General features: G+C 68.6%; 23 protein-coding genes. 14 read left to right on the forward strand and 9 right to left on the reverse strand.

The features are described from left to right. Positions 1-4 precede the first annotated feature (4 nt). From CAL29_RS05900 to CAL29_RS05925, 6 genes are all read left to right on the forward strand, one after another. Positions 5-1345, forward strand: a complete 1341-nt coding sequence (locus CAL29_RS05900) for an ABC transporter permease (protein ID WP_094852000.1) — start codon at positions 5-7, stop codon at positions 1343-1345. A gap of 9 nt (positions 1346-1354) precedes the next feature. Next, on the forward strand, positions 1355-2074 hold the full coding sequence (locus CAL29_RS05905) for an ATPase (protein WP_094852001.1): 720 nt from the start codon (positions 1355-1357) through the stop codon (positions 2072-2074). Between the two features lie 121 nt (positions 2075-2195). Further along, on the forward strand, positions 2196-3227 hold the full coding sequence (locus CAL29_RS05910; protein ID WP_094852740.1) for a sugar ABC transporter: 1032 nt from the start codon (positions 2196-2198) through the stop codon (positions 3225-3227). Further along, entirely contained in the window at positions 3220-5154 is a 1935-nt protein-coding gene (locus CAL29_RS05915; protein ID WP_094852002.1) for a tetratricopeptide repeat protein, read from the forward strand. Before CAL29_RS05910 ends, CAL29_RS05915 begins: the two co-directional genes overlap by 8 nt. Positions 5155-5156: 2 nt before the next feature. After that, on the forward strand, positions 5157-6350 hold the full coding sequence (locus CAL29_RS05920) for a pectate lyase family protein (protein ID WP_094852003.1): 1194 nt from the start codon (positions 5157-5159) through the stop codon (positions 6348-6350). 251 nt (positions 6351-6601) lie between these two features. After that, entirely contained in the window at positions 6602-7843 is a 1242-nt protein-coding gene (locus CAL29_RS05925) for an amidohydrolase family protein (protein ID WP_094852004.1), read from the forward strand. Here the strand turns inward: CAL29_RS05925 and CAL29_RS05930 are convergent. After that, positions 7824-9101: an NAD(P)/FAD-dependent oxidoreductase gene (locus tag CAL29_RS05930; RefSeq protein WP_094852005.1), complete on the reverse strand. Its 1278-nt coding sequence runs from the start codon at positions 9099-9101 to the stop codon at positions 7824-7826. The two genes, CAL29_RS05925 and CAL29_RS05930, sit on opposite strands and share 20 nt — an antisense overlap. Next, positions 9102-10076, reverse strand: coding sequence for a Bug family tripartite tricarboxylate transporter substrate binding protein (locus CAL29_RS05935; protein ID WP_094852006.1), 975 nt, complete (start codon positions 10074-10076; stop codon positions 9102-9104). Between the two features lie 216 nt (positions 10077-10292). On the opposite strand from CAL29_RS05935, the gene CAL29_RS05940 reads away from it, so the two are divergent. Continuing rightward, a complete protein-coding gene (locus tag CAL29_RS05940) occupies positions 10293-11159 on the forward strand; it encodes an IclR family transcriptional regulator (protein WP_094852007.1) in 867 nt (288 codons plus the stop codon). A 45-nt stretch (positions 11160-11204) separates the two neighbouring features. On the opposite strand, the gene CAL29_RS05945 is transcribed toward CAL29_RS05940, so the two are convergent. Further along, positions 11205-12086 carry an amidohydrolase family protein gene (locus CAL29_RS05945; RefSeq protein WP_094852008.1) on the reverse strand — a complete coding sequence of 294 codons (882 nt, stop codon included), beginning with the start codon at positions 12084-12086 and terminating at the stop codon, positions 11205-11207. A gap of 1 nt (position 12087) precedes the next feature. After that, the gene (locus tag CAL29_RS05950) at positions 12088-13083 is read right to left on the reverse strand and encodes a Bug family tripartite tricarboxylate transporter substrate binding protein (protein WP_094852009.1); all 996 of its coding nucleotides are present in this window, start codon (positions 13081-13083) and stop codon (positions 12088-12090) included. A gap of 124 nt (positions 13084-13207) precedes the next feature. Between CAL29_RS05950 and CAL29_RS05955 the strand changes: the two genes are divergently transcribed. After that, complete coding sequence (locus CAL29_RS05955; protein WP_094852010.1) at positions 13208-14074, forward strand: LysR family transcriptional regulator; 867 nt, start codon at positions 13208-13210, stop codon at positions 14072-14074. Positions 14075-14081: 7 nt separating this feature from the next. On the opposite strand, the gene CAL29_RS05960 is transcribed toward CAL29_RS05955, so the two are convergent. From CAL29_RS05960 to CAL29_RS05970, 3 genes are all read right to left on the reverse strand, one after another. After that, positions 14082-14879 (reverse strand): OB-fold protein, encoded by a 798-nt coding sequence (locus tag CAL29_RS05960; RefSeq protein WP_094852011.1) that lies wholly within the window; start codon positions 14877-14879, stop codon positions 14082-14084. A 52-nt stretch (positions 14880-14931) separates the two neighbouring features. Beyond that, positions 14932-15576, reverse strand: a complete 645-nt coding sequence (locus CAL29_RS05965) for a LysE family translocator (RefSeq protein ID WP_179283924.1) — start codon at positions 15574-15576, stop codon at positions 14932-14934. 64 nt (positions 15577-15640) lie between these two features. Then, complete coding sequence (locus tag CAL29_RS05970) at positions 15641-16645, reverse strand: tripartite tricarboxylate transporter substrate binding protein (protein WP_179283925.1); 1005 nt, start codon at positions 16643-16645, stop codon at positions 15641-15643. Positions 16646-16924: 279 nt separating this feature from the next. Between CAL29_RS05970 and CAL29_RS05975 the strand changes: the two genes are divergently transcribed. After that, positions 16925-17896, forward strand: a complete 972-nt coding sequence (locus CAL29_RS05975; protein ID WP_256977219.1) for a tripartite tricarboxylate transporter substrate binding protein — start codon at positions 16925-16927, stop codon at positions 17894-17896. A gap of 29 nt (positions 17897-17925) precedes the next feature. Beyond that, the gene (locus CAL29_RS05980; protein WP_094852014.1) at positions 17926-18735 is read left to right on the forward strand and encodes an aspartate/glutamate racemase family protein; all 810 of its coding nucleotides are present in this window, start codon (positions 17926-17928) and stop codon (positions 18733-18735) included. On the opposite strand, the gene CAL29_RS05985 is transcribed toward CAL29_RS05980, so the two are convergent. Continuing rightward, positions 18683-19636, reverse strand: a complete 954-nt coding sequence (locus tag CAL29_RS05985; protein WP_094852015.1) for a LysR family transcriptional regulator — start codon at positions 19634-19636, stop codon at positions 18683-18685. The genes CAL29_RS05980 and CAL29_RS05985 overlap by 53 nt on opposite strands. Positions 19637-19768: 132 nt before the next feature. Between CAL29_RS05985 and CAL29_RS05990 the strand changes: the two genes are divergently transcribed. The 4 genes from CAL29_RS05990 (at position 19769) to CAL29_RS06005 (ending at position 24276) form a co-directional block, all read left to right on the forward strand. Continuing rightward, on the forward strand, positions 19769-21214 hold the full coding sequence (locus CAL29_RS05990) for an FAD-dependent oxidoreductase (protein WP_094852016.1): 1446 nt from the start codon (positions 19769-19771) through the stop codon (positions 21212-21214). A gap of 12 nt (positions 21215-21226) precedes the next feature. Further along, entirely contained in the window at positions 21227-22738 is a 1512-nt protein-coding gene (locus CAL29_RS05995; protein ID WP_094852017.1) for an MmgE/PrpD family protein, read from the forward strand. Further along, a complete protein-coding gene (locus CAL29_RS06000) occupies positions 22735-23496 on the forward strand; it encodes an SDR family NAD(P)-dependent oxidoreductase (protein WP_218831814.1) in 762 nt (253 codons plus the stop codon). The genes CAL29_RS05995 and CAL29_RS06000 overlap by 4 nt, the downstream gene beginning before the upstream one ends. 186 nt (positions 23497-23682) lie before the next feature. Next, on the forward strand, positions 23683-24276 hold the full coding sequence (locus CAL29_RS06005) for a cysteine hydrolase family protein (protein WP_094852018.1): 594 nt from the start codon (positions 23683-23685) through the stop codon (positions 24274-24276). A gap of 116 nt (positions 24277-24392) precedes the next feature. On the opposite strand, the gene CAL29_RS06010 is transcribed toward CAL29_RS06005, so the two are convergent. After that, positions 24393-25394, reverse strand: coding sequence for a Bug family tripartite tricarboxylate transporter substrate binding protein (locus CAL29_RS06010; protein WP_179283926.1), 1002 nt, complete (start codon positions 25392-25394; stop codon positions 24393-24395). Between the last annotated feature and the right edge of the window lie 19 nt (positions 25395-25413).

Below are 25413 nucleotides of genomic sequence, written 5' to 3' on the forward strand. Positions count from 1 at the left end.
GCCGATGAGCAACGAGGACCGGATCAAGGGCTGGCGCACGCGGCGCAAGGACAGGAACTACACGGTAGGGTCCGGCGTCGACGCCTGGCGCCTGGATCCGGCCAAGCTGTTCGAGGCCAAGGCCCCGCCGGCCGTCTTGCTCAAGCCCCTGCTGGCGCGCCTTCAGGGCGAGCCGCATGATTCCGTGGCGGCGCGGCGGGCGGTGTACGAGGCCGTGCAGGCGGAGCTGGACGCGGAGATCGCGCGCAGCGCCGTCGACGAGACGCTGGCGGACTTTTCGCGGCGCCGCCTGCGTCTTATCGTGCGCCTGCTCGAACAGGAAATCCGCGCGGGCGCGGCGGTGTTCGAGCCGGGATACATGCCGTCCCGGCTGGTGGCCGAAGACGAGCGCCTGGCCATGGCGCACGCGCGTCGCGTCGAGCGGCGCAGGCAGGACGAGGCGCGCGACGCGCGCCGCCACGCTTCCCGCAACGACATTCCGCTGGAAATCGCGCTATCGCCCGCGGAAGCCGGCGATCTCGCGATCCTGCGCGAACGCCTGCGCGCCTTGCACGAAGGGCATTCCCCCCGCCATGCCGGCAAGGGGAGGCCGGGCGGGCGCACCTTCCTGGCCATGCTCGTCTACCAGTTGCGCGTGATGCACGGAGAAAGCCGCATCGCCTTGCTATGGGCCCTGGTCGGCCCCGTGGTGCTGCTCACGCTGATTTCGTCGCTGTATATCCTGATGGGTACGCATTTCATCCTGGGCATGGACGTGCAGACGTTCTCGCTGCTCGGGGCGACGACCTGGATCATGTTCCGGCAGATCATCTTCAGGAGCAGCACGGCCTACGTGTCGGCCCGCGGCTTGCTGAACTTCCAGGGCGTGACGCCGCTGATGTGCGCGCTGGTGCAGGCGCTGATCTACGTGTCCGTGTACCTCGTGGTGTTCGCCGTGCTGATCACCGCCGGGCATGCGCTGGAGCTCATTACGCTGCCGGCGGATTGGGCGGGATTCCTGCTGTATGTGGTCCTGATGGGATTCGGCGGCGCCGCGATGGGCGTGCTGTTCGGCTCGATCGCGACCTTCTGGCATTTCTACCTGCGGCTGGCCCCGGTGATCGAGCGCTTCCTGCAGATATTTTCGGGGGTGTTCTTCGTTTCGGAGCAGTTGCCGGAGCAGTTGCGTCCCTGGATGCTCTGGTCTCCGTTCGCGCACGGCATGCAGCTTCTGCGTTCCGTCTACTTCGACAGCTACGAGTCCCAGGATGCGAGCCTGAGCTATTTCCTGACCGCGCTGGTGTTCCTGATGGTGGCGGCCCTGGCCGCCGAGCGGCTCGCCCGCCCCAATATCCAGCCGATGTGAGGCGCGACGATGATCCATTTCAACGGCGTAACCGACGAGCCCTATGCCTTTGGCAGCAGGCAGCCCCTGCTGGCCAAGGTCGACCTGGACATTCCCGTCGGGCGCTATGCCTTGCTTTCGCCCGCGCCGGAGCTGCATCGCCAGATCATCGACGTGCTGTGCGGCCTGCGCCCGCCGCGCCAGGGTTTCGTCAGGCACGAGGGCAGCGTATCGTGGGCGATAGGTCGGCAAGGCTTCATCCGCGGCAAGGCAAACGGCCTGAGCATGATCGAGTTCGTGTGCGAGATGTACGAAATCGACGCCGACGCGACCTTCGAACTGGTCGCGGATCTCGTCAGCGATCCCAGGGTGCTGGCGCGGCCCATGGAACATTGGCCGCTGTACGCGCGGCAGGAGTTCTCTTTCGCGCTGGCGCTGGCGCCGGCCTTCGACGTCTACGTGATCGAAGGGGCCATTCCGTTCGAGCCTTGCCGCTTCACGCGCCTGTGGCTGGCGCTGTTCGAGGAGCGGCTGATCGGCCGGACCCTCATTTTTTCCAGTTATCGCCAGAACCAGTTGGCGGACTATTGCTTCAAGGGTTTGATTTATGAACGAAGCGCACTCAGAATCGAAGACGACCTCGACCAGTGCATCCGCAAGTTCCCCCCCAGACGATCGAGGAGCGAATCCGGCAGCGCAGGCGACGACGTCTTCGGAGGCGGCTTCGAGGACGGCCAGCTCGGCCTCTGAGAACGGCTCCGAAATCGAGCGCCGCCGCCGGGAGCGCGGCGCTTCGCTGCGCGAGCGCCGCCGCCAGCGCTGGATCAACGTGCTCATCGTGATCGCACCGGTGGCGTGCGCCCTGGTCTACGTGCTGTGCCTCGCGACGCCCCGCTACGAGGCCGAGTCGCGGTTCTTCGTGCAGTCGAGTTCCGGCCAGCAGTCCGGGGGCGGCGGCGCGGCCAGCCTGCTGACGACGGGGAACATGGCGGGCATGCTGGGCGGTTTCGTGGACGGCTGGGCGGTCAGCGATTTCCTGAAGTCGCGCGACTGCATGCAGCAACTGGACCAGAAGATAGGCTTGCGCCGCTACCTGGTGCAGCCGGGGCTGGACCCCGCCAGCCATCTCTCGCGGGAGTCCAGCCAGGACGATCTGTATCGCGCCTACCAGGCCTCGATCCAGGTGTCCTTCAACGCGCTGGAGCAGATCGACGTGCTGCGCGTGAGCGCCTTCTCCCCGGAGGACGCGCAGACGCTGTCGAAGGCGCTGATCGGCCTGGCCGAGGACTTCGTGAGCCGGATGAACGAAAAGGGCGTTGCCGACAAGTTGAAGGTGAGCCAGGAATCCGTCAGGATCGCCGAGCAGAAGGCGCTCGCCGCCCGGGATGCGCTGACGGCGTGGCGGACGACCCATGGCAATATCGATCCGACGGCGACGGTGGCGATGCTGCTGAATCTTTCCAGCCAGTTGGAAGGGGAGTTGAGCAGCGCGCAGATCAATCTCGACAAGATCCGCGCGCTGGGCAACAAGGACCATCCCATGCTGAGACCGTCCGAACTGCAGGTCGTGGCCCTGCAGAAGCGGATCGCGGCCGTGCGCCATCGCCTGAGCGGCGAGGGCAATACGGAAGCGAAGCAGCTCAAGTCGTACGAGTCCCTGCGCAATGCCCAGGCCTTCGCGGATTCGAACCTTACCTTGGCGCAGCAGTCATACCAGCAGGCCACGACGGACGCCCTGCGTTTGCAGCGGTATCTGTCCATCATCGCCCAGCCGGTGCCGACGGACCGGCCCAGCAGCCCGCGCATGGCTATTCTGCTATTGCAGGCGCTGGCCCTGGGTTTCGTGCTGATGTTCATCGCTCGCGTGGCGATGGCTTTGTTGAGGGGACTGCGTCATGGTTGATACGGCTGTTGCAAGTCCGGGGACGGCGTCCGCCGCCGCTGCCCGGGACGCCACGTCCCGGTTGCGCGCCGTCATCCGGGACATTCATTTCGCCGCCGATCCCGCGGGCGAAATGGCCCGCCTGGCGCCGGCGCTGGCGGAGGCCGCCGACGGCTGGCGCGATGTCCGCCGCCTGCTGGTGACGCCCTTCGTGCGCGAGGGCAGGTTCGACCCGGCGATCGCGGCGCTGGAGGTCCTGACGGCGGCGTATCCCGCGCGCGCCGAGGAGCGCCGCCTGCTGGCCAGCCTGCTGGGCCGCACGGGGCAGTGGGAACGGGCCATCGCCGAGGCGGACGCCGCCGCCGCGATCGAGCCGGATTGCGCCGCGTTGCAGGCGGCGCGGATCCAGTTGCGCGTGCAGGCCGGGCGCGTGGCCGAGGCCGCCGAGGTCGCGCGCGCCAGCGCCGGCATGGCGGCGAGCGAACCCGGCGAGGCGTACTTCTGGATGCTGGCCTTCGTGCGCAATGGCGACGCCGTGGAGGCCGCGCGCGTGGCGGCGGGACTGGAGGCGGACCGCTTGCCGAACGAACGCGTGGCGGCGATGGCGGTGCGCGCCCTGTTGGAGGACCGCAGGGCGGAGGCGGCGATCCATCTCGGCCAGGCGGCCCTGGAGGCGGGCCACGATAGCGCGGCCTTGCGCACCTCCCTGGGCCTGGCGCACCTGCGGCGCGGCGGCGAGGAGGACCGCAAGGTGCATGCCCCGGCGCATTTCGAGGCCGGCCTGCGGGCGGCGCCGTCGGACGTGCGATTGCTGTCGCTTCACGGCGAAACGCTGCTGCGTGCCGGGCGCTACAAGGAGGCCGCGGCACCGTTGAAGCAGGCCATCGACCTGGCGCCGGAGCTGGAGCAGACGCGGGCGCTCTATGCGCGCGCGCTGCGCTATTCGTTGCAGTACGGCGAGGCGGCGGACCAGTTCGTCAAGCTGCTCGAACAGGCCCCCGAAAAGCTGCTGTGGCAGCGCTCGGCCATCGCGGCGCTGTCGCAGGCGGGGCGCAAGCCGGAGGCCGAGGCGCTGTTCGACCGGTATCTGGCGCAACGGGGCAGCCAGCTTCCGGCCACCTTCCAGGAGGCCATGGCCAGGCTGGAGGACAGGCTGGACGGCGCCCCGATACCGCAGGCGCGCCTGGATTGGGCGTGGTCGCTGCGCGGCGATGCCGGCGCCGACCGCGCGCAATGGGAGCGCCGGGCGCGCTGGGGCCATCTGGTGGACCATCTGCTGTTCGACTGGCTGGAGTGCCGCGAGGACGACGTCGAGGACGCCATGGGGCTGCTCGGCGAACTCGATACCGCCGAGCGTTTCTTCGCGCCGCTGTTGGCCGCCGGCCGGGGCGTCGTGGTCGCCACGGCGCACGTCGGTCCCATGTACGCCGGGCTGATGGCGCTGGAGCTGCTGGGCATTCCGTCTCGCTGGCTGGCGACGGCGCCCAGCATCGCCCGCAGCAGTTATGCTTCGGCCTTGATTTCCACCGCAGACCAGACCGAGGCGCAGGTCGCGAAGGCCTGCCTGCGCGCGGTCGGGTCGGGCTATGTGCTGTGCCTGGCCATCGACGGCGCGGCGAACCCGGCGGCGCCGCGGACGACCTTCGAGGGGCAGGAAGTGACGTATTCGAGTTTCGCCTCCCACATGGCGCACCGCCTCGGCGTGCCGTCGGTGTTCTACGCGCCGCGTTGGGAGAACGGCCGCGTGGCGTACACACTGGAAATGCTGCCGGCGGCCACGCCCGGCGAGGACGTCGAGGCATACGCGCAGCGATGGCGGCAGGCCTACTTCGAACGGCTGAAGGAGCATCTGGCCGGCCCGCCGGAAAACCTGCGCCTGAGCGGCGGCATCTGGCGCCACGTGAAATCCGCGGACCGATCCGCACCGCAACACGGAAATAGGGAGTGAATATGATGCGCTGGCTACTGGTCTCGGCGGTCTTCTATGGCGGCATCGCCGCCGCGGCCGCGAACGAATCCTGCACGGTCCCCGACGAGCATTGTCCGATGGTCGCGTCGCTGCTACAGCAGCGCGAAGGCTATGGGGCGAAGGCCGCGGGCGGCCTGGGAGGCCGCTTCGTCGAGGTCACGTCCGACAAGGACGCGGGGCCGGGGACGTTGCGCGCCGCGCTGGAGCACGCCAAGAGTGGGCCGACCTGGATCCGTTTCGCGTCGGACATGACCATCGTGCTGGCGTCGCAGCTTCGCGTGCCCTCGAACGTCACGGTGGACGGGCGCGGCAAGCGCGTCACCTTGATCGACGACGGGCTGGGGGTGTACGGCAGCCACAACGTCATCCTCACGCACCTCACGATAGACGGCCGCCTGAACCGGCTGACGCAGGCGGTGAACGTGGCCAATGGCAGCCGAGACGTGTGGGTCGACCATCTCGATCTCGCGCGCTTCTCGGATCGGCTGCTCAACGTGAAGAACGGCTCGACCGACGTCACGGTCTCGTGGACCAAGTTTCACGACTCCGACAAGGTCATGCTGCTCAACAACATTACCTCGTCCAATCTCTTCCAGAACTATGACCGCGATTCGATCGCGCGGGTGACGTTGCACCACAACTATTTCTTCAACACGGTGCAGCGCAATCCGAGAGGGCAGTTCGGCACGTTCCACCTGTTCAACAACCTGCTGGAGAACTGGGATTTCTACGGGATGAGTTTCAGCCTGGATGCCCGTGCCTTCATCGAGGGGAACATATTCAGCAACGTCGCGCAGCGCGCCTGCGTGGAGCCGAAGTTCTTCCCGACGGTCGAGGGCATCAACGTGAACTATTGCAGTTATATCCCGGGCGCCCCGAAGCGGAGCGCGCTGGGCAACGGCGAATCCGACCGCCGCAATTACGAGAAGTCCAAGGCGCGTTATGGCTATACGCGCGATCACAAGGCTTCCTTGCGCCTGAAGGACAATCTGTACCTGGGCGACGCGAAGCCGGTGCTGGAGGACTATCGGGCCGACGCGGTGCCGCCGCCGCCGTACTGCTATGGCTATGAACAGCCGACGCCGGCGCTGGCGGACAAGATCCGCAAGCTGGCGGGCAATACGCCGGACGAGGCGCCGGAGGTGGCCCGGCATAGCGGATCGGGCTGCCGCTGACGCCGACTCTACTTGCGCCGGGGCGGGGCAGGCAATAGCCGTTATCACGATGCAATATCGGCGGCCCCGAAAAAGCCGGAAATCGCCGCGCGCGGGGCCTGTACGCGACACCGCGCCGGCATCGGGCTTTTCCGCTATTTACGCGCGGCGGCGCGAGCCTTCATAATCGGTCGCGGCAGCCGCGGCGCAAGCGACGGCTGCACGATGGGAATGCATCCCTCGTCTCCCTCTCAAGCCGGAAGACTCCCGCCATGCGCACCGTATACAAGAACGCCACCGTCATCGACAGCGTCAATCCCGAACCCTTGCCGCAAGGCGTCGTGGTGGTGGAGGACGGGAAGATCGCGCGCGTCTGCGGCGGCGATGCGTTCACGCCCGAGACGCAGGATGAGGTCGTCGATCTGAACGGCTCCTACCTCATGCCCGGCCTGTGGGACGTGCACGTCCATCCCGACTATCTGTCGCTGTCGACCAATCCCTTGCCGGAGCAGACGGCCTTGTTCGGGCACCGGCTGCGCGCCGCCCTGTTCGACTCCGGCATCATGGGGTTCCGCTGCGCGGGCTCGCACAACTACATGGACGTGGCCTGGCGCAATGCCTTCGACTCGGGCCAGTACGTCGGTCCCCACCTGTTCGCCAGCGGCCACTTCCTGACCACGACGGGCGGCCACTTCCTGACGTCCGGCCATGCGCTGGAATGCGACGGCCCCTATGGATTCGTCAAGGCCATCCGCGAGCAGATCAAGAACGGCGTCGACCACATCAAGCTGAACCTGTCCGGCGGCATCATCGGCCCGAAGTGGGACCTGCACACGCAGTCCTTCTACCTGGACGAGGAATTGCAGGCGGCCTTCGAGATATGCCGCGCGCGCGGCTTCAAGGTCATGGCGCACGCCACCCATCCCGGCGTCGTCAAGGCCGCGATACGGCTGGGCGCGCACAGCATCGAGCATGGCTACATCATGGACGACGAATGCATCGAGCTGCTGCTGGAGCATGACACCTGGCTCGTGCCCACGCTGGCCATCAGCCAGTTGACGCCCAAGCAGGCGACCAACGACTGGGAATCGTCCTTCGCCTTGGGCCGCGGCTGGTCTCATGCGCTGTGCTGCCGCGCGGAAGTGGCGGCGCCCTTGCATTCCGAATGGTTCGGGAAGGCGTTGAAGGCGGGCGTGAAGATGGCGCTGGGCTCGGACATCCGCCCGCTGAAGGACGCCGCCTTGCTGGAAATGGGCTTGTGGACGCGCAATGGCGCCTCGACCTGGCAGACCTTGCAGGCGGCCACCCGGCACGGCGCCGCCATCTGCGGCGTGGGCGACAAGCTGGGCACGATCGAGGTCGGCAAGATCGCCGACATGATCGTCGTGAAGGACAATCCGCTGAAGGATATCCACAACGTGCGCAAGCTGGAGCTGGTGATCAAGGACGGGAAGATCGTCAGCGACAAGCGGCCGGGCAAGCGCAAGGCCGAGGTCAGACCTTCCAGCCCTTGAAGCGCGCGATGGAGAAGGCGCGCAGCGCTTGCTGCCTGTCCACGTCCACCAGCCGGCCGTGGAGTTCGTCCGCTATCCACGTTCCCGTATTGACCGACTCCGTCAGGCCGAGATGGCCGTGGCCGAAGGCGCACCATAGCCCCGGCGCGCCGGGCACGGACCCGATGACGGGCATGGAGTCCGGCAGGCAGGGACGATGTCCCATCCACGTCCCGGCGTCATCGGTGTCGATGCCCTCCAGGCCCGCGCGCGCATGTTCCGCCAGCACCATTGCCCGGCGCATGTTGGGCGGCCGGTCCAGCGCATCGATTTCCACCGTGCCGGCGATGCGCAGCCCGCGATCCATGGGGTTCATGAAGACCTTGCGGTCGGCCAGCACCACGACCCGCGATATGGCTTGCTGCTGGCCCTTCAATTGCAGGTGATAGCCCCGCTGCGTTTGCAGGGGGACGCGCAGGCCCAGGCCGGCCAGCAGGCGCGCGGACCAGGCGCCCGCGCTGAGGACCAGGTCCGGGGCCTCCCATTGCGCATCGCCGCTGCTGGCGCGCCACCCGCCGGCCGTGCGTTGCAGCGTGGCGACGCGCGCCGGGACGAGCCGGGCGCCCGCGGCCAGGGCGGCTTGCGCAATGGCGCCGCAATAGTCTTGCGGGGCCGTGACGCTGCCTTCGTCGGGCAGGAACACGCCGGCGGCGTAGGCTGGCGAAATCGCGGCTTCCAGGCCTTGGATGTCGGCGCGGTCCACGCGTTCGACGCGCAGCCCGTGCGCTTCCTTCAGCGCCCAGCCGGCGGCGTCCTTGTCCCGGGCGTGGGCGTCCGGGTAGAGATGGAGCTGGCCGTTGCGGCGCACCAGTTCGGGGCGGCCGATGTCGCGCGCCAGGCCGGCGTGCGCGTCCACGGATCCGCGCAGCAGGGTGTGCAAGGCGTCGGCAATGCGCGCGACCGTGGCCCGCCGCGAGGACAACGCGAAGCGCGCGAGCCAGGGCGCGCCCCGGGTCCAGTAGTGGGCGGGAATATGCAGCGGCCCGACGGGATCGAACAGCATCGACACCGTGTCCTTGAGCACGCCCGGCATGGCCAGCGGCGCGCACGAGCCAGAGGACAAGGCGCCGGCGTTGCCCGACGAGCACTGCGAGCCGGGCGGGTTCGGGTCGATCAGGGTGACGGCCGCGCCGCCGCGCTGCAGGGCATGGGCGATGCACAGGCCGACGATGCCGGCCCCGACGACGAGAACCGGACGTTGATGCGGGGAAGACGTCATTTATTGGGGTTGCAGGCCTATCTTGTTCGCCACGCGCTGCCATTTGGCGGTTTCCGAGGCCAGGTACTTGGCGAAGTATTGGGGCGACTGCGCGTCCGTAACGATACCGCGGTTTTCCAGGTCTTTCTTGACGGCGGGGTCGTTCAAGGCCGCGGTGGTCGCGTTCGACAAGGCCTGCACCACGGCTTCCGGCGTTCCTTTCGGCGCCACGAGGCCGAACCACGTGCCGCCGGAAAACCCCGGCACGCCGCTTTCGGCGATCGTCGGCAGGTCCGGCAGCAGGGCGGAGCGCTGGGCGGTGGCCATCGCCAGCGCCTTGATCTTGCCCGACTGGATCAGCGGCAGGACCGTGGTGATGGTGTCGAAGGTGACCTGGATCTGGCCGCCCATCAGGTCGGTCAGCGACGGCGCGCTGCCGCGATACGGCACGTGGGTCATCTTGATGCCGGCATCCAGGTTCAGCAGCTCGCCCGTAAGGTGGTTGGACGTGCCGCTGCCGAAGGACGAGAAATTGACCGCGCCGGGATGCGCCTTGGCGTAGGCGATCAATTCCCGGACGTTATTGGGTGGGAAGTCCTTGTTGGCGACGAGGACGAAGGGCGCCTGCCCGACCAGGGCGATGGGCGCGAAGCTTTTCTCGGGATCGTAGGCCACGTCTTTCTTCGTCGACTTCGCGATCGACAGTTCGGGCGACGCGCCGAACAGCAGGGTGTAGCCGTCGGGCGTGGCGTTGGCCACCAGCGAGGCGCCGATGACGCCTCCGCCGCCGGCGCGGTTCTCCACCACGAAACTGCCGTGCATGTGCTCGCTCAGGGCTTTCGCCAGGACGCGGGCGGCGATGTCGGTCGTGCCGCCGGCGGGATAGGCCACCACCATGCGCACCGGGCGCGCGGGATAGGTCTCGGCGCCCAGCGCCGCGCCCGCGGCGACGGCCAGGCCGCCCATGAGCAGCAGTTTGGTCAGGACTTTGAACATGGTTATTCCCCTTGTGAATGCTTGATCGCGGCAGGGTTCTCTACGCTGGACCTTGCCTGCGTAGAGGCTATATCGATAGAATATTTGCCTGCAATAGCGGATATTGCATGCCGATATTTGCCGCGATCCGGGCGCGATCCCGCCGTGATTCCATCGTGATCTGTCCGTGACGGCCTTTCCCGCACCGGGGCCGGCGGCGCTTGGGAGAAGTCCATCGTGTCGTCCACCCCGTCTCCCAGCCTGTCTTTACACAGCGACGACGTCGCCGAGGCCCATGGCCTCGGAAGAAAAAGCGCGGGCCGGGACGCCGCGGCGGGCGCCGATCGCCTGTTCGTCAACTCCGTCGCCAAGTGCTTCCGCGCGCTCGAAACCTTCAACGCGGCGCAGCGCCCGCTCAGCCTGAAGGAACTCACCGAACTGTCCGGCCTGGAGAAGAGCGCCGCCCAGCGGCTCACGCATACGCTGTGCGTCCTCGGCTATTTGCGCCAGCATCCGCGCACGCGCGCCTACGTGCTGTCGTCGCGCCTGCTGGAGTTCAGCCACAGCATGCTGGTGACCGACCTCATCCGGGAGGCAGCCGAGCCGCACTTGCGCGCGTTGAACCAGGCCTGCCGCGAGACGGTCAACCTGATGGACCTGGAAGGCAGCGAGATCGTCTACGTGCTGCGCTATCCCAGCACCCATCCGGTCAGCGTCGACCTGCACGTCGGCTCGCGGCTGCCGGTCTTCTGCTCGGCGGCGGGACGCGCCATCCTGGCGTGGCTGCCCCAGGCCGAGGCGGAACGCCTGCTCGCCGGTCCGCGCAAGGCCATGACGCCGCATACGGTCACCGACCTGGCCGCCTTGCGGCAGATCCTGGCCCAGGTGAAGCGCGAAGGCTACGTCGTGAACAACCAGGAGGCCTTCATCGGCGACATCTCGCTGGCCGCGCCGGTGTTCGACCGTGACGGCGAGGTGAAGGCGGCGATCAACATCGCCGTGCCTTCGCCGCGCTGGAGCATCGCGCGCGCGAAGAAGGAGCTCGCGCCCATGTTGCTGCAATGCGCGCGCCGCATCAGCAACGACCTGGCCGGCAGGCGCTGAGGCGCAGCGTTGCCGCCCGGTCTTCTTGTTCCCGGCTTCTTGTCCCTATGCCGAGGATGCCCGGGACGGCACGGGATCGAAGCCGTACAGCGATTGAGGGTTGTCCACGAGCAGCCGCCGGCGCAGCGCCGCGTCGGACGTCCAGTCGGCCAGCAGTCCCAGCAATCGTCCGGCGTCGGGCATGGGCCGTTCGCCGGCCGAGGCGGCCGGGTGAGGCCAGTCCGTGCCCCAGACCAGGCGTTCGGGCGCCGCAGCGAGCAGGGCGCGCGCCACCGGCGCGCGATCCTCGTAGGCGGGTGGGCCGCTGCGGCTGTCCAGGTAGGCGCCCGACAGCTTGATCCAGGTATTCCCCTGGTCGAGCAGGCCGCGCACGGCAGCGAGGGCGGCATGGGCGGCGGAATCGACGCCGCCCGCGTGCGGCAGGCGCGCGAGATGATCCAGCACGACGGGGACGGGCAGGCGCCGCAACATCGGGGCCAGCGCCGCGATGGTGTCGGCCTGCGCGTGGAGCTGGACGTGCCAGCCCACGTCCGCGAGCCTGGGCGCCAGCGCTTCGATGGAGGCGCTCCCCAGCGCCGCGCCGCGGGCCAGGTTGAAGCGCACGCCGCGCGCGCCCTGGTCGTGCAGCTCGCGCAGCAGCGCCGGCGAGGCGTCGGGCGGCACCACCACGACGGCGCGGGCGCGAGCCGGTCCGAACCGGCGCACGGCGTCCAGGGTGCAGCGGTTATCGACGCCGTAGCTCGACGGCTGCACGACGACCACCCGTTCCAGGCCCAGCCTCGCCTGGATCCGCCGGTAGTCCTCCACGGTCGCCGGCGGCGGCTTCAGTTCGGCGTCCGGCAGGTAGGGAAAGCGCGGATCGTTGATGTGGATATGGCAGTCGCAGGCGCCGGCCGGCATGGCGAAGGGGGGCTGGTCGCTCGCCATCTCAATCCTGGGTCGAGATGTGGTTCGCCTTGGCCACGTCGCGCCAGCGCTGCACTTCTTCCGCGGCGTATTGCTGGAAGGCGGCCTGGTCCATGGTCACCACTTCGGCGCCGAGCTTCCGGAAGCGCTCCTGGAGAGCCGGGTCCTGCTTGGCATGCTGCAAGGCCGTCGCCAGCCGCGTTTCCACGGCCTTGGGCAAGCCGGCGGGCGCGAACAGCGCCGTATAGACTTCCGCCGTGACGCCCGGAACGCCTTGTTCGGCCAGGGTCGGCACGTCGGGCATCAGGGGAGAGCGGCGCTCGCTCAACTGGGCGATGGCGCGGATGCGGCCTTCCTGCGCGATGGGCATGGAAGAGCTGCTCTGGTCGAACATGCCGTCGATCTGGCCGCTGATGACGTCGCTCATCGCCTGGCCGGCGCCCTTGTAGGGGATATGGGTCGCGCGCAGCCGCGACTTCTGCTTGACCAGCTCCAGCGTCAGGTGGTTGAAGGAGCCGATGCCGGGCGAGCCGAAACTCAGGCCGTCCCGTTTGCTGAGCGAATATTTCACCAGTTCATCGAAGGTCTTGGCCGGGACCTTGGGATTGACGACCAGCAGCGACGGCGTGGTCGTCACGCCGCCGAGAATGGTGAAGTCCTTGATCGGATCGTAGGGCGTATGGCTGTTGGTCGCGGGCACCGTGGCGTTGGAGCCGCTGCTGCCCAGCATCAGGGTATAGCCGTCGGCCGGCGCGCGCGCCACCGAGCTGGCGCCGATCGCCCCGCCGCCGCCCGAGCGGTTCTCAATCACGATGGCGCGGCCCAGTTCCTTGGTGAGCAGCGGCGCCAGCACGCGGGCGGTGATGTCGACGTTGCCGCCGGGGGCGAAGGGCACGACCATCGTGATGGGATGGTTCGGGTAGTCGTCGGCCAGGGCGGGGGACGCGGCGGCCGCCGCCGCGAGGGCCATCAGGGTCGTGCCGGCGCGGCGCGCGAGGCGGGGAAGTCGAAAGGGCATGGCTTGTCTCCCTGTTGATTATTCGTATAGCGCGAGTATGGCCTTGGGCGCCGGCGGGATAGCACAACAAAAGGTATGCTAAGAATATTCTTTTGGTATCTTCCGGCGAAGGAAAGGGGACATCGTGGACACCGCATGGCTGCGCAGTTTCCTGCTGGTGGTGGAGGCCGGCTCCATGGCCGAAGCCGCCCGGCGCCTGGACATCACGCCGGCGGCGGTGGCCAAGCAGTTGCGCAACCTGGAAAGGGAAGTCGGCACGCCGTTGCTGGCGCGATCGGGACGCACGGTGCGGCCCACGGACGCCGGGCATCGGGTGACGGGCATCGCGCGCTCCCTGCAGGCCGACCTGGCCCAATTGAAGCGCTCCGCCTTCGACGGCGAGATGCAGGGCGAACTGCGGCTGGGGACGATCAGCACGGCCTTGCACAGCCTGGTGCCGGACATGCTGGCCCGCCTGGTCAAGCAGCATCCGCAATTGCGGGTGTTCATCCAGCCTGGCATGTCCATGGACCTGTACGACGCGGTGCAGTCGGAGGCGCTCGATGCCGCCGTCTGCCTGCACCCGCAGTTCGCGCTGCCCAAGGCTTTCTTCTGGCACACCTTGCGCGAGGAGCCGCTGGTGGCGCTGGTGCCGCAGCGGCTGGCCCGGCGCGATCCGCACGATCTGCTGCGCCGCGAGCCGTTGATCCGCTATGACCGGCGGCAATGGGGCGGACGCCAGGCCGAGGACTATCTGCGCAAGGCCGGCATCGTGCCGCACGAGCGGTTCGAACTCAGTTCGCTGGCCGCGATCGCCATGATGGTCGACCGCGGGCTGGGGGTGTCGCTGGCTCCCGATGCCGGATCGCCCTGGCCGGGCGGCCTGCGGCTGGCGAAGCTGGCCCTGCCCGTGCCGATGGAGCCCAGGCTCGTCGGCGTGCTGTGCCTGCGCTCGTCCTCGCGGCTCGCGCTGGTGCGGCGCATGGTCGAGCTGGCGGCGGCGAGCCGCTGAGCGCGCGTCAAGGGGCGTCGGCGCAGCGCAGCACGGGGTCGCCGATGACCAGGCCCTGGACGACGCAGGCGACGGCGATTTTCTGGCCTTTCCGGAGCTGGGCGATGCGCGGCGACGCGGTCCTGGGGAAATCCAGGTGCACGGACGGCAGCGGATTGTCGGCCGCCGTCAGTTCGATATAGGGATCGCCGTCGGCCGGCGTCCGGACGCCGGAGACCGTGCCGTTGACCTTGATGGTCTTGCCCTTGTATTTGCGGTCGGCCGCGGTCTCGTCTTGCTTGTAGTCGGCATAAAGCACCGTCGCGGCGACCTCGGGGGCGTTGGCCGCCGAGGGCGCTGCCGGGGCCGGCGGGGTGGGATGCGCGCGGGGCGCGGCTTGCGGATCGGGGGCAGCGTCGCGGCCGTTGGGCGTAGTGGGCGGCGCCGGCGCCGGTGCGGGCGCAGGGGCGGGCGAGGCATGCGCCGGCGCGGGCGGCGGAGGCGCTGGCCGCACAGGCGCGTCCAGCGCATAAAGGCGTTCCTGGTCGGCGTACCACTGGCGGACGCAGGCCGCGTCGGTGCAGGTCTTTTCGCGTCGCAGCCATTCCTGCCGGGCGCGGTCGCTGAAGGCCTTCTTATCCTTGGCGCGCGCGCGGGCGGCGTCGAAGGTCTGCTTCAGGTGGTCGTCGGCCTGCGAGAGATCGGGCGTGCTGCATATCAGCTTCTCGGGCGTCGAACGGGCCTTGGCGCAGTCGAAGGTGACGGCGCGGGCGCCCCAGGGGAGAACGGACAACGTCGCCGCCGCGATCCAGGCCAGGTTTTTCATCGAAATACGCTCGCAAGGGAATGGAGACCGGCATTCTAGGCCGGTTTTGCCGCTACTTCGAGACCGGCGCGCCGGCGCTGGACACCAGGTAGCCCGCGATCGCCAGCATGCACGCGCCCAGCACGCCGTCCTGCGCCTGCAGGAACCAGCGGTTGCGCGTCAGCCAGTTGCGGATGCGCGCCGCGCCGTAGGCGTAGGTGGCGCCGGAACACAGGCCGAAGAGCTTGGAAATCACCGCCAGGACCAGCATCTGCAGCCAGACCGGACCGGCGCCGGGATCGGTGAATTGCGGCAGGAAGGCGATCAGGAAGATGAAGACCTTGGGATTGAGCAGGTTGGTCATGAAGCCCTGGATGAACACCTGGCGGCCTTCGCCCTTGGCGGGGGCGGCCGCCAGGTCGCGCGGCCTGCGGCTGCGGCGCAGGGCCTGGATGCCCAGGTAGACCATGTACAGCGCGCCGGCCAGCTTCACGAACAGGAAAAGCGTGGGCGATTCCCGGAAGATCGCCGCCAGGCCGAGGACCACCAGGGGGATCTGCACGAAGCCGGCGCAAAAGGTGCCCAATACGCTCAGCCAGGCGATGCGGAAACCCTGCGTCATGCCGCGCGTGAGCGTCAACGCCATGTCCGGGCCGGGGGTGAGCTTCAAGGCCAGGTCGGCGGCCAGGAAAAGCAGGAGCATGTGCAGGGTGGGCATGGCGGGGACGTCGCGGAGGGGAGGGGAGGGGATACCGGCGGAATATTACCCTCCCGCGGCGCCGTCAGCGCGCCGAGACGCCGCCGATCTTCTTGATCAGGGCCGCCCACTTGGCCACGTCCTCGCGCAGATAGGCGTTGTAGTGGTCGGGATCGTCGGCCACGACCGTCCCGCCCTGTTGCAGGATTTTCTCCTGGAAGGCGGAGTCGGCGGCGGCCTGCCTGACGACGCCGTACAGCTTGTCCACGATGGGACGCGGCGTGCCGGCCGGCGCGAGCAGGCCGAACATGGTGCCGATTTCGATGTCCAGGCCCTGCTCGGCGAAAGTGGGCACCTTGGGCAGCACGGGCAGCCTGTCCTTGCTGGCCACGCCCAGCGCCTTCAACTGGCCCGAGGACAGCAGGCCCTGCGCCGAGATGTAGGTGGTGAAGGTCATCTGCACCTGGCCGGAGAGCACGTCCGTCAGCGCCGGCGCGGCGCCGGTGTAGGGCACGTGCGTGATGTCCAGCTTCGTCGCCTGCTTGAACATCTCGCCGGCCAGGTGCGGCGCGCCGCCCGCGCCGCTGCTGGAGAAATTCAGTTCGCCGGGATGCGCCTTGCCGTAGGCGATGAGCCCCTGCAGGCTGTCGCCGGCGAAGCCGGCCTTGGTCACCAGCATCATGGGCGCGAACGCCACCATGGTGACGCCGGTGAAGCTCTTGATCGGATCGTAGGGCGTCTGGGGAATGACCGCGGGATTGAGCGTCAGGTTGGTGCTGGTGAACAGCAGGGTATAGCCGTCGGGCGCGGCGCGCGCCACGATGTCGGCGCCGATATTGCCGCTGGCGCCGGGCCGGTTGTCGACGATCACCGGCTGCTTGAGGGCCTTGGTCAGGCGCTCGGCCGTGGTGCGGGCCAGGATGTCGGTGCTGCCGCCCGGCGCCCACGGCACCACCAGGCGGATGGGCCTGGACGGATAGTCCGCGGCGGCGTGGGCCGCCCGCGGCAAGGCCAGGCCGCCCAGGGGCAGGGCCAGGGTGAAGGTAGTCAGGGCGGCGAGGGATATCGCGCCGCGCAACCATGGTTTCATTTTCGTCTCCTCGTCGCCGTGGTGTTCTTGTGCTGTGATTCTGGCGCGCGCGCCTCGCGCGGAGATAGGCCGGGGCGTCGAATGCGCCATTCAAGAATTCCGAAACGGGCGCCGGCCCGGGCCTGCGCGCCCGCGAGCATTCAAGCCGCGAGCATTCAAGATTTGTGAATCGCCTCTTCGGCTTCTTCCGGTTCTCCGATCGGCGCGAGGCGGGCAAAATCCTTCGCAATACCGACAAGGCCGACCGCCGACCGCGAAGGCAAAGAACCGGAGACAACCGTGAAACACCTCAAGACCTTGCTGGCCGGCGGCGTGCTGGCCGCGCTGGGGCTGGCCGGCGCCGCCCACGCCGCCTATCCCGACAAGCCGATCCGGCTGATCGTGGGCTTTCCGGCGGGCGGCGCCTCGGACGTGGCCGCCCGCGCCATCGCCGCCAAGATGGGCGCCCTGCTGGGCCAGGCCATCATCATCGAGAACAAGGCCGGCGCCGCCAGCAACATCGGCTCGGACTACGTGGCCAAGGCGGCGCCCGACGGCTATACCGTGCTGTTCGGCACGATCTCGCTGGCGGTCAACCCCAGCCTCTATCCCAAGCTCAGCTACGACCCGCTGAAGGACCTGACCGCCGTCGCGCAGGTCGCTTCCACGCCCTTCCTGCTGGTGGTCAATCCCCGCACGCCGTACCACTCGGTGGCCGACCTCATCGCCGCCGCCCGGAAACCTTCGGACAAGCCCATCTATTTCGCCAGCGCGGGCAACGGCTCGGGGGCGCACCTGTTCGCCGAGCTGTTCAACAGCCAGGCCGGCATCAAGATGCAGCACGTTCCCTACCGGGGCGCGGCGCCCGCCATGTCCGACGTGCTGGGCGGGCAGGTGCCGCTGACCTTCGACAACATCGTCACCACCTTGCCGCTGGTCAAGAGCGGCAAGCTGCGCGCGCTGGCGGTCACGACCAAGACGCGTTCCAAGGCCGCGCCCGACATTCCCACGGTGGCGGAGGCGGGCGTGCCCGGCTACGACGCCACGGCCTGGTTCGGCCTGTTCGCGCCCGCCGGCACGCCGGCCGCGGTCGTCCGGAAGCTGAGCGAGACGGCCGCCCAGGCGACCCAGGCGCCCGAGGTGCGCGCCACGCTGGAGGCGGTCGGCTGCGATCCCATGGGGACCAGCCCCCAGGAATTCGAGGCGTTCTTCAAGTCGGAAGTGAGCAAGTGGGCCAAGGTCGTCGACGAGGCCCACGTCCACGTGGATTGATCACCAACCCTTCCCTACAGCGATGTGATATGAAAATCTGGCATCAAAGCTTTACCGTCCTCAGCGACCTCGGGCCCTACAGCGAGGCGCTGAAGCGGCACTTCGCCAAGGTGGCGCGGCCCGGCACGCGGATCGACATGCACGGCATGCAGGCCGGCACCTACCGCAGCAACTATCCCGGCACCGACATCCGCCACGTCGCCTTCCAGTACGTCCATGCCCTGCAATTCATGGCGTCCGCGGTGCAGGCGCAGGAGGAGGGCTACGACGTCTACGCGCTGAGCACGCTGCCCGAGCCCGCCTTGCGCGAAATCCGCAGCCTGGTGGACATTCCGGTGGTGGGCTACGGCGAGTCGGCGATGCTGACGGCCTGCATGCTGGGCCGCAAGTTCGGCGTGTTGCTCTTCATCGACGACATGAACGAGCTCATCGCCGAGAACGCCAGGAACCACGGCCTCGAATCGCGCTTCGCCGGCGCGGCGCCGGTGGGCTTCGCCTTCAACGACGTACTCAAGGGCTTCGACGATCCCGCCGAACTGATCGGGCGCTTCCAGGCCGCGGCGCGCAAGCTGATCGCGCAGGGGGCCGACGTCATCATCCCGGGCGAGGCGCCGTTGAACGTGCTGCTGGCGCAGAACGGCATCGCCGAGGTGGACGGCGTGCCCGTGCTGGATTCCCTGGCCGCCTGGATAAAGCAGGCCGAGGCCATGCACGACCTGCGCACCCTGTGCGGCATCAAGACCTGCCGCAAGGGCTATTTCCACAAGCCGCCCGAGGCCGGGCGCGTCAGTGAGGTCTTTTCTTTCTACGGTCTGGACCGACTGCAACCATCGTCGTGACGCTGGGGCGGCGCCGCGCGTCGAAGATTTCCAGCAGGAAGTCGATGAAGGCGCGCACCTTGGGCGCCGCGAAGCGCGACTTCACCGTCACCGCGTGGAAGGTGCGCTTGCTGGTCTGCCAGTCGGGAAAGAGCTCGACCATCTGGCCCCGCTTGACCAGGTCGCTGACGAAGACGTCCAGGACGTAGATCAGGCCGACGTTCTGCAAGGCGGCCTGGATCAGGGCCGCGGTGTTGTTGAAGCTGAGCGGCCCGCCGGGGTTCACCACCACCTCGTCCCCGTCCTTGGCGAAGCGCCAGGGATTGGGCGCATGGTTGCCTTCGGCGAACAGGCCCAGGCAGCGGACGGGATCCAGCTCGCGCGGCGAGGCGGCGCGCATGGCGCCGACAGTCTCCGGCGTGCCGCACACCACGTATTGCGCTTCGTAGATGGGCCGGCCCACCAGGTCGGCGTCTTCCACGCGATCCATGCGGATGGCCACGTCGGTGGCGCGTTCGATCAGGTTGTGCGGGTCGTTGGTCAACGAGACGGAAACGGACAGGCCCGGGTGGCGGCGCGTGAGCTCGACTAGGGCCGGGCACAGCAGGTTCTGGCCGATGGCGAAAGGCGCTTCCACGCGCAGCGGGCCGACCACGTCGCTGCCGTGGATTTTCACGTCAGATTCGGCGCGCGCCACGCTGCGCAGGATCTCCTGGCAGTGCGGCAGGAAGATCCGGCCTTCCTCGGTCAAGTGCAAGTGGCGGGAGTTGCGCTGGATCAGCGTCGTGCCCAGGTGCGCCTCCAGATTGCGCAGGCTGGTGGTGACCGTGGCGTTGGCGAGATCCAGCGATTCGGCCGCGCGCGAGAGGCTGCCGCACTCCATGACGCGCACGAACACTTCCATGGCCCATAGCTTGTCCATGTGTCTCCTTTCGATTTTTTTTAATCGCGCATTAGCCGCCGGGGGCTAACACGCGGGCAGGCAGCATCCTACTCTATCGAGTGTAGCGCCGACGGATACGGCGCAGATGCCTATTTCCCGAGGATGGAGAGCATGGAACGTACATTCGATGTCGTGGTGGCCGGCTGCGGCGTGGCCGGCCTGTCGGCGGCGGTGGCGGCCGCCGAGCGCGGCCTGGCGGTGGCGGTGCTGGAGCGCGCCGATCACGCCGACCGCGGCGGCCAGAGCCGCTATACCGAGGCCTACCTGCGCATGAAGGCCATCGACCAGGTGTCCGACGATTTCGAGACCCACCTGGCCGAGAACGCCGGCGTCTACATGGATCCCGATTTCGCGGCCGAAATGGTGCGGGACCGCGCCTCGTGGTCGCACGCCGCGCGCACGCTGGCGGTGCTGGATCCCGAACTGATCAGTTGCTTCGCCGACAACGTGCCGGACACCATCGCCTGGCTGCAAGGCATGGGCGTGAAGTTCGACTTCCTGCCCACCCAGTTCCTGACCAAGACGCAGCCGCGCCTGCTGCCCGTGGGCGGCGGCGCGGCGCTGGTCGAGGCCCTGGCCGCCCGGGCCGAGAGCCTGGGCGTGACCTTCCTCTATCGCACCACCGCGCGGCGCCTGCTCGTCGACGAGGACGGCGCGGTGCAGGGCCTGCTGGCCCATCATGCGGAGGAGGGCGGCGTGCGGCTGAAGGGCGCGGTGGTGCTGGCCTGCGGCGGCTTCGAGGGCAACCCGGCGCTCATGGCGAAGTACATCGGCCCGCGCTCGGTCTACCTGCGGCCGGTGTGCAAGGGCGGGTACTTCAATCGCGGCGAGGGCATCGAGATGGCGTTCGAGGCCGGCGCGGCGCCCAGCGGCGAATTCGGCAGCTACCACGCCGAGCCGGTCGATCCGCGGTCGGGCGCGTCCGAGCCGTCGGTCTTCATTTTTCCCTACGGCATCCTGGTCAACAAGGCGGGCCAACGCTTCACCGACGAGGCGCCGGGCACGGTCGACGCCTGGTACGAGCGCGTCACGCGCCGCATCTATGAACAGGAGCAGGGCATCGCGTACGTCGTCCTGGACCAGCGGGTGAAGGACGTGCCGAACTATCGTCTCGCCATCCGCACCGACCAGCCCGCCATCGAGGCCGGCACGCTGGCCGCGCTGGGCGCCGAGCTGGGCCTGCCCGCGGGCGCGCTGGAAGCGACCGTGGCGCGCTACAACGACGCCTGCCCGGATGAGGCCGGCTTCAAGCCGCTGGAGCCCGACGGCCTGGCCACGCGGGGGCTCGCGCCGGGTAAATCCCACTGGTCGCGCCGCATCGAGCAAGGTCCCTTCATCGCCTATCCCATCATTTCGTCGAACGTATTCACCTTCGGCGGCCTCAAGATCAATCCGTCCGGGCAGGTGCTCGACACCGACGGCAACCCCATCCGGAACCTGTACGCGGCCGGCGAGATCGTGGGCACCTACTACACCAACTACACCGGCGCCACGTCGGTGCTCAAGGGGCTGGTGTTCGGCCGCCGGTCGGCCAACCACATCGCGGACCTCCGCTAGGCGAGGCCGGACATGGCGGCGGACACCGTATCGCTAAGCGCCGAACTGGCGCGGGCCCTGCTCCAGGCGCGCCATGCCGGCGTGCCGGCGGACATGCGGGACAAGACGCGCCTGCATATCGCCGACTCGCTGGGCATCGCCCTGGCGGCGCGGGGCTCGGCGCTGGGCCGCCAGGTCATCGACGGCCTGCTGGCCGGCCATGGCGCGGGAACGAGCGGCCTGATCGGCGGCGGCCGCGCCGCGCCGCTGGCCGCCGCCTTCATCAATGCCTCGCTCATTCATATCCTCGACTACGACGACATCCACGACGTCGGCCGCCTGCACCCGAGCACCTGCGTGCTTCCCGCCGCCATGGCCGCCGCCGGACTGGCGGACGCCGGGGATGCCGCGGTGGTCGACGCGGTGGCGCTGGGCAGCGAGCTCATGTGCCGGCTGGGCGTGATCTGCGCGCCGCAGGGCGAGGGCCCGGGCTCGGAATGGTTTCTCACCCAGTTGTTCGGCTATCTGGGCGCCGCCGCGGCCGCCGGCCTGGTGCTGGGGCTGGACCAGCGCCAACTGGTCTCGGCCCTGGGGCTGGCCTATATGCAGTTGGCCGGCGGCAAGGAGGCGGGCTTCGGCACCGGCGCCACGGCGCGCGGCATCTATCCGGCGTTCGCGGCGCAGGGCGGGCTGCAGGCGGCCCTGCTGGCGCGCGCCGGCGTGACGGGGCCCGCGGGCGCCATGGACGGCGCCGCCGGCTTGTTCCGCCTTTACCTGGCGGGCGCCCTGTCCTCGCGGCAGCGCGCCATGCTGCTCGACTTTTCGGCCTGGCATGCGCGGGACGTGGATATCAAGCCCTGGCCCAGTTGCCGCCTGTCGCATCCCTATGTCGCCGTCGCCATGGCCGCCCGCGACGCCTGCCTGGCGCATCCCGAAGCGCGCGTGCGGGTGGCCGTCAATCCGTCCTCGGGGCGCCTGTGCCGGCCCCTGGCCCAGCGCCGCCGCCCGGCGACGCTGCAGGACGCCAAGTACAGCATTCCCTTCATGACCGCGTACACCCTGGTGCATGGCGCGCCCACGCTGCGGGGGTTCTCGGTAGAGGTGCTGGCGGACGAGGACGTGCTGCGCATGGCCGGGCGGATCGAACTGGAGGACGGGCTGCCCGACAACCCGGGGCATCCGAGGGCCGTGCTGACGCTGCTGGAGCAGGGGCGGGAGATCTCGCGCGCGCAATTCGTGGCGGCGGACCTGCGCGTCGACGCGGCGCGCGCCAGGCGCAAGTTCGAGGACTGCCTGCAATACGCGGGCAGGGCGGCCCAGGCCGGCGCGCTATGGGACGCGATAGTTGGCGTGCCCTCCTGTCGCTGCGCGACCCCCTCCCCAAGGGAGGATTCGCGCTTGGGACGGCCCGGCGCGGGTATTGGTGCGCCCTCCGGTCGCTGCGCGACTCCCTCCCCAGGGGAGGATTCGCGCTTGGGACGGCCCGGCGCGCTCATGCAAACCCGCCTCCAAGCGGCATTCGATATGGTCTTCAAGGAATCATGATGATGTACAGCGCTGATCTTTTCTCCGGCCAGGTCGCCCTGGTGACGGGGGGCGCGGGCGGCATCGGGCGGGCCGTCTGTGTCGCCCTGGCCGCCCATGGCGCGCGGGTCGTCGCCGCCGACCGCGCGGCTTTCGAGCCGCCCGTGGCCGGCGTGCAGGCCTGCTCCCTGGACGTCACGCGCCGCGACGACGTCGTGCGCTGCATGGACGAGGTCGTGGCCGGCCTGGGCCGCCTGGACATCCTGGTGAACGTGGCCGGCGTCGTTTCGCTGGGCAGCGCCGAGGACCTGGCCGAGGCCGAATGGGACCGTGTGATCGACATCAACCTCAAGGGCACGTTTCTCTGCTGCCAGGCCGCCATCGCGCATATGAAGCGCGGCGGCGGGGGCCGCATCGTCAACCTGGGATCGGTCATCGGCAAGAACGGCGGCAACCCGCGCCCCTGGCTGGATCCGCGCGAACAGGCGCGCGCCAGCAATGTCGCCTATGGCGCGTCCAAGGCCGGCGTGCATATCATGACGGCTTTCCTGGCCAAGGAGCTGGCCTCGTCCAACATCACGGTCAACGCCGTGGCGCCCGGGCCGGTGGCCTCGGCCATGACCACCCAATTTCCGCCGGTCCTGCGCGACCTGATTCCCATGGGCCGCATGGGCTCGGCCGACGAAGTCGCGGCGGCGGTGCTGTTCCTGGCCGCGCCGGGGTCCGGTTTCGTCACCGGCGAGATACTGGACGTCAACGGCGGCCTCTGGTGCGATTGAACCTTCGCGCGGGGTTTCGATCGATGTTCATGTCCCGCCACGGGGTGCGCTTCGATCGGTGCTTCGTTCGGCGCGCCTGCCGGTTCTACTATCGATGCTTCCGTCGATGCTTCGATTCCGCCGCCGATCGGCTCCCCGATCGGTCCTTCCCTTATCCGACAAACCTTCATTGAGGCAGATTCCATCATGCAACAACCTCTAGCCCTTTTCCTGGTCCTGGACATGCAGAACGACCTGGTGCATGCCGACGGCCCCAACGGCAAGAGTCCGCTGGGCGAGCAGGCGCGCGAGCGCCAGGTCGTCGCCAGGACGGCCAAGGCCATCGCCCGCGCGCGCGTCGCCGGCATCGCCGTGGGCTTCGTCCGCGTCGGCTTCTCGGAAGGCTATCCGGAATGCCCGCAAGGTTCGCAGGTGTTCTCGGCCGCGCCGCAGCACGGGCTGTTCAAGCTCGGCGCCTGGGGCACCGAGATCCATCCCGAGCTCGAACAGAAGGCGGGCGACATCCAGGTCGTCAAGCACCGCGTCAGCCCGTTCTACTCGACGACGCTGGAGGCCCAGTTGCGCGCCAAGAACATTCAGCGCATCTACTTCTCCGGCGTTTCCACCCAGGCGGTGGTGCAGGCCACGGCGCGCGACGGCCACGACCGCGACTACGAGATGATCCTGCTGGAAGACCTGTGCGCCGCGCACAGCGCCCAGGAGCACGCAAATTCGGTCGGCAGCATCGCCCGCTTCTGCAAGGCCGAGAACAGCGAAACCGTGATGTTCGCCAACCCCTGACCGGCCGCGGCTTGTTCCATGCGGGGACGCCTGCCGGGAGGGCGAATTTCCGGCAGGCGCCAGGATTCCGGTGGATGCTCGCGCGTCATGCGGGCGTGTCCCTTTCCTGACCCAGTTCAATTGCTCAGTTCGACGCCGGCGTCCTTGATGACCTTGCCCCAGCGCACATAGTCGTCGGCAAGCCGCTTCTGGAAGGCCTGCGGCGAGTCCAGCACCGCGGGCGCCATGGCGGCGTCGGCCAGCAAGGTCTTCACCTTGGATTCGGCTACGGCCTTGCGCAAGGCCGCGTCCAGCTTCGCGACGACGGCGTCGGGCGTGCCGGCGGGCGCGAAGATGCCCACCCAGTTCTCCACGTTGAAGCCTGGCAGGACTTCCTGCGCGGTGGGGACGTCGGACAGGAAGTCCACGCGCTTTTCGCTGGTGACCGCCAGCGGCGTCAGGCGTTTTTCCTTGATCAGGCTATAGAGGGGCGGCAGGTCCATGACTATGCCGTCGACGTGGGCGCCCAGCGTGTCGGTGACGGCCGGCCCGGCGCCCTTGTAGGGCACGTGGACGATGTTGGGCTGGACCTTCCGCAGCAGTTCGATGGTCAGGTGCGGCAGGCCGCCCGTGCCGGAAGAGGACAGGGTGATCTGCTGCGTCTTGGCCCTGTCGAGCAGGTCCTTCAGGCTCTTGACGCCGCTCAGCTTGGGGCCGACGGCGATGGCTTCCGGGGTAAGCGCCATCATGTTGACGGCCTTGAATGCCTTGGGCGCGTAGAAGGGCGGCGTTTTCATGGTCTGCGGCGCCAGCACGATGGGGCTGATGCTGGAAAGCAGCAGCGTATAGCCGTCCGCCTCGGACTTGGCGACGTGGTCCGCGCCGATGACGCCGTTCGCGCCCGCGCGGTTTTCCACCACGACGGAGGCGCCCAGGGCCTGTCCCAGTTCCGGCGCGATGATGCGCGCGGCGATGTCGTTGGAGCCGCCGGGGGGATAGCCCACGACCAGGCGGATGGGCTTGCTGGGATAGTTGTCCGCGGCCATGGCCGGGGCCGCGATCGCCAGCGGCAGCAGCAGGCCCAGGCCCGCCGCCAGCTTGCGCAGCGCGCCGCGCCGCGTGGATTGTCGAGTGCGCATGGTTGGTCTCCGTATCGTT

The sequence above is a fragment of the Bordetella genomosp. 10 genome, assembly GCF_002261225.1.
Taxonomy (GTDB): Bacteria; Pseudomonadota; Gammaproteobacteria; order Burkholderiales; family Burkholderiaceae_B; genus Bordetella_C.